Genomic DNA, 7,764 nt, shown 5'->3' with positions numbered 1-7,764 from the left:
ACGCGGTGATGTCATCGGCCTTGACCGTCCGTCGGTCGGCGTGCCGGGCCAGGGTAGCGGCCGCGGTGGCGACGGTGTCGGCGTACGATTCAAGTGTGCCAGCGAGGGCGATCCGGGCGTTCATCGACACCCGATACCGGTCGTCGATCTCGAGTCTGGCGATCCGGTCGATCGGCGCGATCGGAAGTTCGAGACGATCCTTGTCGACAGCTGGAGCGTCGAAGTCCTCCGCCATCAAGGTCTTTCGGCCATCCTCGGTCGCCCGTCGGGCGGCCTCCTCCGCCAGTTCGGCCCCGCGAGCCTGGATTTGTCGGGCGAGTTCCTCGGCGGCCTCGGCGCTGACGCGCAACTGCCCGGCGTTCCGTCGGATGACCGTGTCGACCGGGGCGAACGGTAACTCGACGCTCATATACCACACCGGGGGCGAGTCGGCCTTAATCTTTGCGAGCCTTTGCCGGGCTAGAACACGTCGTCCGCGCGGAAGGTATCGCCGTCACGGTGGCCCCGAACGGTGACCTCTTGGCCAAGGTGGACATCAGTATCGGTCTCGACGCGGACCGTCTCCTCGCCGCTGTCGAGAATGACCGGATCGCCGGGCTGGACCACCGTGCCGGTGAAGGTCTCGGGATCGTCCGTGGTATCGTCTTTGTCGGCCTCGGTGTCGGTGTCCGCGGTCCCGTCGGACGAAGCGTCGCCCGAGGATCCGCCCGTAGCTGCGCCGTTGCCGAACTGATCGAGCCCGGCTGACTCCGAGCCGCGATCCGGTTCCGCGCCGTCGACGACGGCGACCGTCGAGCGCCACCCGGCGGAGGCTTCGAGATCGTCTTGCCACCCGTCCTGAATCTCGACGTCGGCGCAGAACACCTCGTCGCCGGGGCCGAGATCGAGGTCGGCCTTCTCGCCCCACAACGCGACCCGGATATCGTCCGTCGTGTCCTGTACGCGGACGTTCCGAACCTGTCCCTCGCTACCGTCGTCGCGGTCGAAGGTCCGCTTTGGGTCCGCGGAACGGACGACACCAGCGATGTCGACCGTCTGGCCGATCTCGATGTCCGCGATGTCGCTCGCGTCGGGGACGAACTCGACGGCCTCGTCGAGTTCGTGGATCTCGCTTTGGGAGCCGACGTGGAGTTCGAGCGAGCCGTCGCGTTCGCGGACGTACCCGTCAACGACTTCGACGCTCTCGCCGGCAGCGAGTTCCTCGGCGGCGTCGGCGCGCTCGTCCCACAACGTTACGCGAACCCGTCCCGTCTCGTCGCCCAAGGTGAGGTTCGACACTCGCCCCTCCGTCCCGTCGTCGCGATCAAACGTTCGAATGGAATCGGTGTCGAGAACGACCCCCCGAACGTTCACGTCGGATTGACCCATCGACAGCGAGTCAGCGGTCACGCGTCCGCCGATGTCAACGTCAATATCGGCCTCTTCGTCGGGTTCGAGTCTGTCGGCGCTGACCTCGACGCCGTTGTAACCGTCCTTCGGCCGGCCTTTGATTCGGAAGACATCGCCGGCGGCGATCTCCTCAACCGCGGCGACCGCGTCGTCGTCCCACAGCGCGACCCGGACTGCTCCCGACTCGTCAGCGACGTCGAGGTTCAACACGTGCCCCTTCGGGTCGTCGTCCTCGCCGTCGCGCTCGAAGGTCCGCAACTCCCCGACGCCGGTGACCTTGCCGAGGAACTTCACCTCTTCGAGGCCGGGTTCGATGTCGGCGATCGTCTCGACTTCGCCCCCGTCGAGGTCGTGGGCGATAAGCATCGCTGCTGTCTCCTCATCTGCGAGTCCCCCCATCTGTTCGACCTTTGCTTCGACGGCCTCACGGAACTCCTCCTCGGAGACGTCGGCGTCGAGGTCCGCGTATATTTCCTCGATGGCGCCCATTGCTACGGAGAGCAAACACGGCCTCCCGAAAAGCGTTGTCGGTGTCGGTTCGATCCGCGGTCGTGGCGGCATGACATACGCCTGAGTGCCTCGTATTCGCTTATATATTCTCGGGCGGCCGTCGAGCCGTAGTTTGATTCGGCCGTCGACACGCTCGCTCGGACGCCGAACCGTAACCCCTATACGTCGAAGCAGGGTAACATAGAATAAGTCCGGGTAGGGTAGTGGACTATCCTCTTGGCTTGCGGAGCCAGGGACCGGAGTTCAAATCTCCGTCCGGACGTTTCTCAGACCCTCTAACGGCAAGTTACTGGCTTTGGCGGAAAGCAAGAAACATGCCATCTATAGCCAAGCCGACCAGACAGAAGCAACGAACCTGCCGCCTTCTTGCGATTCGGGGCGCATGTCAAACCAAGTATACAAACCGCCATCCTGCGAGGCGGTTCGACAGCATGGAGGCCGGCCATGCCTGAAGATCGAGACGGTATTCCGCTAGTCCCCGAGCCATCGCGCGCGCGACTTGACGAGCGACAGCAGATGGATTACAAAGAGCATCGGCGGGAACTGATTGACTGGCTGTTGGTCTTTGGCAAGAAGCCAGAGAAAGCTGAGGGATACGCGCAGAGAACAGTCCTCAATACAGCGCAACGGCTTGACCTGTTCTACCGTTGGGTCTGGCAAGAGCGTGGAACCTACACGAATGTCATTGATCACGAGGATGCTGAAGAGCGTTCGGACACGCCCTTCGTGCGCTGGGTACAGGGACCGGCGCTCGCGACCCAATCTTGATTATCAACCCACCGTCACATACAGCGTATGAGTAAATGTTCATATAATTTGAATTTATCTGGCACGGACAGTCACGATAATCTACTCGAGAGATACGATGGGTGGGAATGTGACCGTGAGACCCACGGAGATACCGAGTACTGTACTTTTCACCTGCCGGTTGAAAAGAAGACTCCCGAGGCAACGACCGAGGCGTTCCGTGACTCCTTGCAGATGAAAGGTAGAGAACCTAATACGCTCATCGGTGCCAAGTTTGCTCATCTTGATTTGTCCTACTCAACTCTGGAAGGTGTAGACAACTACCCCATCGTGTTGCACAGGGCCGAGATCGGGCGACTATCGTTCCGCAAGGGGACTGTCACTCACGAGATCCGTCTAATAGATGGCTCAGTTGGAAAACTAAATTGTTACGACGCAACATTCAAAAAATTCGTTAATTTCAATAGTTCGACTGTCTGTGAACCCGAATTAGATTACGCTACCGTTGACAGTGGCCTCTCAATTAAGAATGCTCAGATTAACGGCTTCCTTCGGTGTAAGAACATGGATGTCGAGGGAGATGTCCGACTGAGTAACACCGTAGTGGCGGGAGACAAAACGGCGGAAGAAGCTAATCTCCGGTCAGCGGACTTCGGTTACGAAGAGGAGCTCAGAAATTCAAAGACGTACGACAGCATAGTCGACTTTGCCGAGGCAAAGATCAGTGATCAGTTGGGCCTCACGGAGATGAGAATAGACGGGTCCCTCCAGTTGTCCGCCGCTCACATCGGTACTCTCGAACTTATCGATACCAAATTCGAATCAGAGTTGACACCTAACGGGCTCCGAGGGGAGGAGGCAGTACTCCGCTTGAGGATGACAGATACCCGTATCGAGGATGTCCAAATCGGACCATTGCCACTAATTGACGGTCCGATTGTTATCCGGAAAGGCAGTTTTAACTCGGGGGAGATTTTCTTATCCGAAAACGGTCCGGATTACATTTTTTATAAGAGCGCGGTCGGTAATTTGATATTTAACTCTGAGCGAAATAAAAAAGACGTTTTTAATCGGATCCGGTTCCAGAACACACGTTTCGATGGCTTCGAGTTTGCAGACTACACAGATGCCCTTTCACGAGTCAATTGGCGGATTCACTCAGAGCGTTCCCTGTCTGAGGGTAATCACCACCCGGAAAGACACACCACTTCACCGAAAATTGGTACTATCGTTTCGACGTATCTCCGGTGTAAGAACGGTGCGAAACAGGTCGGGGACAACACCGCAGCCTCAGAGTTTTTCCTAAAGGAAATGACGTTTCGGGGGCGCATGCACACTGCGAATGCGGTCAACGCTACCGTCGCCTCCGAGATGATCGCAAACGGATGGAAAGCGATTTCGAACGCGCTACTTCGCGTAACTGCCGGATACGGCGAAAGACCCTCACGGACAGCATTGTCGTCTGCCGCCATCGTCGTCCTATTTGGCGGTATGTATACCGTGCTACAGCCGGAATTACCATATAGTATTCCTCTTGGCTACTTCGTATACAGCATTGAGTCCTTCGTCGCGCTTGTGTTAGGCCAGCCCGATACGACTGACTCCGTTGTGTCTCTGCTGACTGCGGTAGAGGGCTTCTTCGGGACGTTCCTCATCGCACTATTTGTATTCACACTGACCCGGTCGATTAACCGATAGTACAAAGGAACGCTGGAGGCACCACCTCGTCTGCAAAGACGAAATCGAGAGCCCCGACGCTCCCGGCAATGAAACAGCGGGTATCGACCTCGAAATCACTCGAAGTTACTCATCGTCGTCTGTTCCGAACCTTTATTATCGTCGTCCGTACCGCCGTCTCTCGTGTCGTCATCTCTCGCAGTATCGCCCCTCATATCATCATCAGTTATGCCATCATCTTCCGTGCCGACGTCTTCGCCGCTCTCTGCAGGATCGTCGGCAGCCTGCAACCGCTCTGGGACTGCGGTCCGGTCATCCGGCGACGGCTCGCCGGCGCTTCGCCCGGCACCGGTCGGTACGGTAGCTGGCCCGTCGTCGTCGGCTGGTGCCTTATCAGCAGCCAGGTCGGCCGCCGTCCGCTTGTCGGGGGAGCCGTGGCTCTCATCTGCTGTGGGCGTGTCGGACTCGTCGGAGGCGTTCGGCTCGTCGCCGGCGAGATCGGAGAACGAAAGTTGTTCGCCGGCGGCGTCCGGATCTTCGCCGTGTCTCTCGGCGATAGCCCGCGCGGCGCTGTAACCGCCGGAGAGAGAGGCCCGTGTTGCGATTTCGGGCCGGCGGAGTTGGCGTGCGGCCGCGGGGCGATGCCGTTCGTACTGAGCCCAAAACGACTCGCGTCGGGCCTCGAAGTCGACCACGGGGCGCGGGTAGTCCTCGCCGATGATCACGTCGCACTCTCGCTGGGTCACGAGGGGCGTCCGCTCGGGGCGATCGAGAAACTGGCTTGGCAGGGGGTCCAGTTCGGGGACCCACCGCGTGATCCATGTCCCCTCGGGGTCGTGGTCGCGTACCTGCTTTCGCGGGTTGTACACGCGCTGTGAGGGCTTCCCGATGAGACCGGCCTGGCTTTGCCACTGGGTGTAGTTGATTCCGACATCGCTGTCGATCAGATGGTGGTGATACCAGTCGGCGCCGATCCACCATGGCTGGTGGAGGATGTGTGTAAAAAACGAGGCACCCATCGCCCGCATGCGGAAGTTCAGCCAGCCGGTCCGGCGGAGACACCGCATGGCGGCGTCGACCATCGGAAAGCCTGTCCGGCCCTGCTTCCACGCCTCGACGAGGGCCGGGTCGTGGTGCTTCTCGTTGCGCCCCTCGAAGACGGGGTTGACTGCCCGTTCGGTCCACCCCGACCAGTCGGCCAGTTTCTGGTTGTAGTGCATGTTCCAGACCAGCCGGCTGATGAACATTCGGCGGCCACGGCACGAAGGCGCGTTGTCGGTGACGTACTGGTGGACCTGTCGGATCGAGAGCAGGCCGAGGTTGAGATACGGCGAGAGCCCGCTCGTCCCCCCGCGGGCGTCCTGTGGCGCGGAGATGTTGCCCGGATACGATCGAATCCGGTCGAGAAACTCGCGCAGGCGGGTCGTTGCCGCACGGTGGGTGCCGGTCGGCACTTGCGTCTTTGTCGGCGTGATGTCGAAACCGTCGTCGACCAGCGCAGGTGTAATGTCAGTATCGATGGTGACCCGGACCGTCTGATCGTCCCAAGCCGGCGCGTGTTGTGACGCCGTGAGCCACTCTTCGATACGTGTCTGCCAGTCCGCACGGGACCACTCGCGGTCGCGGACCAGGCCGTCACCGGAGACGAACTCGACGGCGTCGCCACAGACCGTGCGGACGCGGTCGTCCCGACGAGCGCCATACCGACTCGTCGGCGCCGCCATCGTCAGTATCGACCAGCCACGGTCGACAAACCGCGAGAGCAACTCGACGGGGTCGCCGTATCCGATACTCACCCCCGGGGTATCCGGCTGCGTCAGACTCTCTATCGTTTCGCTACGCCCCGCCGTACGGCCGGCCGATCGCGGATCGAGTGGCGTCGATTCGGCGAGTCGGTCCGCCGAGCGCGCCGCGGTTCGATTGATTGAGCGCGCCGGCGTGGTCGCCCAGAGACGATTTAGGCTCGTGACCGCCTCGTGGAGAAACCGGACACGGGCATCACACGCGAGTCCGCCCTCCGAATAGAAAGCGGGATCGAAGACGAACAGCGGACAGACGGCGTCGCCGTCGGCGACGGCTCGCGCGAGTGCCCGCTGATCGCCGAGACGGAGGTGTTTCCGGTACCAGACCACGTAGCCGGACGCGTCGTCCGCGCCACAGACCGCCGCCGGCGTCGGGATATCCGACGCGAGCGGAAACGCCGAATCGGGGGCGTTCGCGGCGCTCTCGGATGTCTGGCTCTCGCTGCCAGGGTCGTCGGCGTCCGACATCGAGTTATCTTCTATAGGGGCGAGCGCCGCTTGAATCCGTCGCGGGCGCGACCTTCGTACGGCCTGACAGCGCAAACTCGACGCGATTGCGACGTGGCGAGCGTCTTGGCTAAACGGCCGAATGCGCGACCGATGGCGAGCTCGGCCCGCCACTACGAATACTCGCCGCGAGCGATGGGCGTGTACTCCTCGGCCGCCACGTCGTACTGATAGACGGTGTACTCGCGCGGTGCCTGCGCGAACGTGTGGGACTGCAACACGACGCTCGGGTGTGCACCGGTCGTCTCTCTGAGTACGCGCCCGACCACAGCCATTCCCGTGATGCCGGCGTAGTGTAGTGTCGTCGGCGCTTCAGCCCCGACCGCGTCGACGAGCTCCGTCGTGAGATACGGGAGCCACCCCTTTCCCGACGCCGCCGCGGGCTGCGTCTGAGCCCACTCGCGTGCGTCCGCAAGAGGGAGGTCCGTCGGTCGCCCTACGTCGGGAGCGAGACTCAACTCCAGAAACGACGATTCCGCATCCCCGATGAAGGCCGTGAGTGCCGCCTTCTCCGCGGACAACACGTGGACGTACGTCTGCGAAACGGGCATACACACCGGTGGGCGGCAGGCGTGAAATATCGATCGTTAGGCGGGGCAGCTGACCGAAGCGCAGGGGTTGCAGTACGTCCGACCGTGGTTGTCACGCCAGTAGTGTCGGATATAAAGGGGACGCTTCGGTCAGTTTGGGGGCAGGGACACAGGAAACGCGACTCTGCCAGCAGCACGACGCGGAGCGGACTCATCTCTCAAGGCCCCAGCGTCGCGATATCAGCGCCGACGGTCGCACGCGCGTCGGCCGGATTCGGATCGCTGTCGGCGAGGTGCGTCCAATTGTGTGCCGGAAACGCCGACAGCAGATCCCTGACCGCTGCACTATACGTTTGACACGCCGGCGTGCAGGAGCCTCCACGCCAGACATCGTCGATGACAGTCATCGAGTCGATCCGAACGTCGACGCTTGCCGGGGCACAGCGAGAGCGTATCGCGTGGAGGCCAAGCTGTAGCGCCGCGTACTCGGCGATATTGTTGTCGGCGTGCGACCCGATCGGCCGTCCAAGGCGTGCGACCGCCGTATCGTCGACCTGGAGTACTGCCCCTGCACCGGCCGGTCCCGGGTTGCCGCGGGAACT

General features: G+C 61.4%; 7 protein-coding genes, 1 tRNA gene and 1 pseudogene. 4 read left to right on the top strand and 5 right to left on the bottom strand.

What is annotated here, in order from left to right:
- Together ACI944_RS09240 and ACI944_RS09235 are read right to left on the bottom strand one after the other, a co-directional pair.
- Positions 1 to 409: histone (locus tag ACI944_RS09240; protein ID WP_411718757.1), on the bottom strand; the 409-nt coding region annotated here is incomplete at its 3' end.
- A 50-nt stretch (positions 410 to 459) separates the two neighbouring features.
- Positions 460 to 1,878, bottom strand: coding sequence for a single-stranded DNA binding protein (locus ACI944_RS09235; protein WP_411718758.1), 1,419 nt, complete (start codon positions 1,876 to 1,878; stop codon positions 460 to 462).
- A gap of 210 nt (positions 1,879 to 2,088) precedes the next feature.
- Between ACI944_RS09235 and ACI944_RS09230 the strand changes: the two genes are divergently transcribed.
- From ACI944_RS09230 to ACI944_RS09215, 4 genes and pseudogenes are all read left to right on the top strand, one after another.
- Positions 2,089 to 2,161: transfer RNA gene (locus ACI944_RS09230), tRNA-Arg, on the top strand.
- Between the two features lie 254 nt (positions 2,162 to 2,415).
- Positions 2,416 to 2,667, top strand: coding sequence for a hypothetical protein (locus ACI944_RS09225; RefSeq protein WP_411718756.1), 252 nt, complete (start codon positions 2,416 to 2,418; stop codon positions 2,665 to 2,667).
- 27 nt (positions 2,668 to 2,694) lie between these two features.
- On the top strand, positions 2,695 to 4,344 hold the full coding sequence (locus ACI944_RS09220) for a hypothetical protein (RefSeq protein ID WP_411718755.1): 1,650 nt from the start codon (positions 2,695 to 2,697) through the stop codon (positions 4,342 to 4,344).
- Positions 4,340 to 4,444, top strand: a pseudogene (locus ACI944_RS09215) (RNA-guided endonuclease TnpB family protein); the annotation flags it as partial. The gene ACI944_RS09220 and the pseudogene ACI944_RS09215, both read left to right, overlap by 5 nt.
- Here ACI944_RS09215 and ACI944_RS09210 read toward each other — a convergent pair.
- The 3 genes from ACI944_RS09210 to ACI944_RS09200 form a co-directional block, all read right to left on the bottom strand.
- Positions 4,440 to 6,593: a deoxyribodipyrimidine photo-lyase/cryptochrome family protein gene (locus ACI944_RS09210; protein ID WP_411718754.1), complete on the bottom strand. Its 2,154-nt coding sequence runs from the start codon at positions 6,591 to 6,593 to the stop codon at positions 4,440 to 4,442. The pseudogene ACI944_RS09215 and the gene ACI944_RS09210 overlap by 5 nt on opposite strands.
- Positions 6,594 to 6,745: 152 nt before the next feature.
- Positions 6,746 to 7,183, bottom strand: coding sequence for a hypothetical protein (locus tag ACI944_RS09205; protein WP_411718753.1), 438 nt, complete (start codon positions 7,181 to 7,183; stop codon positions 6,746 to 6,748).
- Between the two features lie 197 nt (positions 7,184 to 7,380).
- A partial coding sequence (locus ACI944_RS09200) for a ribonuclease HI family protein (protein ID WP_411718752.1) occupies positions 7,381 to 7,764 on the bottom strand: 384 nt, incomplete at its 5' end.

The sequence above is a fragment of the Natronomonas sp. genome (genome assembly GCF_046710025.1).
Taxonomy (GTDB): domain Archaea; phylum Halobacteriota; class Halobacteria; order Halobacteriales; family Haloarculaceae; genus Natronomonas.
Note: the sequence above shows the minus strand (reverse complement) of the source record. Positions and strands in the feature narration are given on the sequence as shown.

Coding starts and splice junctions, on each gene's coding strand:
- ACI944_RS09235 (WP_411718758.1), bottom strand. CDS start 1,878: ATGGGCGCCATCGAGGAAATATACGCGGACCTCGACGCCGACGTCTCC.
- ACI944_RS09225 (WP_411718756.1), top strand. CDS start 2,416: ATGGATTACAAAGAGCATCGGCGGGAACTGATTGACTGGCTGTTGGTC.
- ACI944_RS09220 (WP_411718755.1), top strand. CDS start 2,695: ATGAGTAAATGTTCATATAATTTGAATTTATCTGGCACGGACAGTCAC.
- ACI944_RS09210 (WP_411718754.1), bottom strand. CDS start 6,593: ATGTCGGACGCCGACGACCCTGGCAGCGAGAGCCAGACATCCGAGAGC.
- ACI944_RS09205 (WP_411718753.1), bottom strand. CDS start 7,183: ATGCCCGTTTCGCAGACGTACGTCCACGTGTTGTCCGCGGAGAAGGCG.